Genomic DNA, 1,456 nt, shown 5'->3' with positions numbered 1-1,456 from the left:
CCGCCGCGGCCATGAGGTTTTCATCCAGTCCGGCGCCGGCACCAAGAGCGGCTACTCGGACGCCGACTACTCCCTGCTGGGTGTGACCGTGGTGGCCGACGCCGCTGCTGTCTATGAGAAGGGCGAGCTGATCGTCAAGGTCAAGGAACCGATCGAGGGCGATCTCAAGCTGCTCAAGAAGCACCACCTGCTGTTCTGCTACCTGCACCTGGCCGCCGAGCCGGCGCTCACCAAGAGCCTGCTGGACATCGGCCTGACCGGTATCGCCTTCGAGTCCGTCGATGAGAACGGCGTGCTGCCGCTGCTGCTGCCGATGTCCGTCATTGCCGGCCGTATCGCCACCCAGATCGGCACGACCCTCCTGCACCAGCCCAACGGTGGCAAGGGCAAGCTGCTCGGCGGCATGGCCTCCACCCCGCGTGGCAAGGTCGTCGTCCTCGGCGCCGGCGCTGCCGGTGGTAACGCCGCCGCCCTGGCTGCCTCGGCCGGTGCCAACGTCGTCGTGTTCGACAAGCGTCAGGACCGCCTCGCCGAGATGATGGCGATGGGCCCGAACGTCACCGCGCTGTACGCGTATGAGTCGTCGGTCGCCGAAGAAGTCCGCAACGCCGACATCGTCGTCGGTGCCGTGCTGATCCCGTCCGCCAAGGCCCCGCGCGTCGTTACCGAAGCCATGGTCAAGACGATGGAGAAGGGCTCGGTGCTCGTCGATATCTCGATTGACCAGGGCGGCTGCTTCGAGACCTCGCGTCCGACCACCTGGAAGGAACCGACCTACGACGTCCACGGCGTGACGCACTTCTGCGTGACCAACATGCCCGGCGCCGTCCCGCAGACCTCGTCCACCGCCATCTCGGCCGCCATCCTGCCGTACGTGCAGCGCCTGGCTGCCGGCAACGAGTGGCGCGACCACGCGGCACTGGCTGGCGGTATCAACATCGAGGCCGGCAAGGTCGTGCACCCGGCCCTTCAGGGCATGGCATGATGCCGAAAACCGGATCCGAGGTTCTCTGCTAAGTGGCGCGCAGCGCGAAAGTCGTAAAGAAACAGGCTAGAAGCCAGGTCAAGGCCCAGAGCGAGGGCTTGAGCGACGAGCTCAAGCGCCGCCTGCGTGAGGCCGGGGCGTTGCTGCTGTTGCCGCTCGCCCTGTACCTGCTCGTCTGCCTGCTCAGCTATAACGACCAGGACCCGAGCTGGGGTCACATGGGCATTGCCGAGCGGGCCACCAACTTCGGTGGCTCGATCGGGGCAAACATCGCCAACCTGCTCAGGTACATCTTCGGCCTGGTTTCTTACTGCTTTCCGCTGCTCCTGCTGGCTCTGGGCGTGCAGGTGCTCCGCGCGCGCGGCGAACGTCTCGTCGCGCCGTGGGAGCCTTCCCTGCGTCTGATCGGTTTCGTGTTCTTTTTCATCACCGGCCCCGCGCTGGTGTACCTGAACGTCGATTCGCCCGTGC

The 1,456-nt window shown here is 65.9% G+C and carries 2 protein-coding genes; both read left to right on the top strand.

Translation table 11 applies throughout. From position 1 onward, the window contains the following. The coding region (locus AC1DSN_RS22565; protein ID WP_477333056.1) for an NAD(P)-binding domain-containing protein at positions 1–985 on the top strand (985 nt) is incomplete at its 5' end. 32 nt (positions 986–1,017) lie between these two features. Further along, positions 1,018–1,456, top strand: a 439-nt coding sequence (locus AC1DSN_RS22560) for a DNA translocase FtsK 4TM domain-containing protein (protein ID WP_477333054.1), incomplete at its 3' end; no start/stop codon positions are given.

This window comes from Luteibacter sp. P4_D7_3 (genome assembly GCF_056401735.1).
The sequence above is the reverse complement of the archived record's forward strand: the minus strand, read 5'-3'. Positions and strand labels throughout refer to the sequence as shown.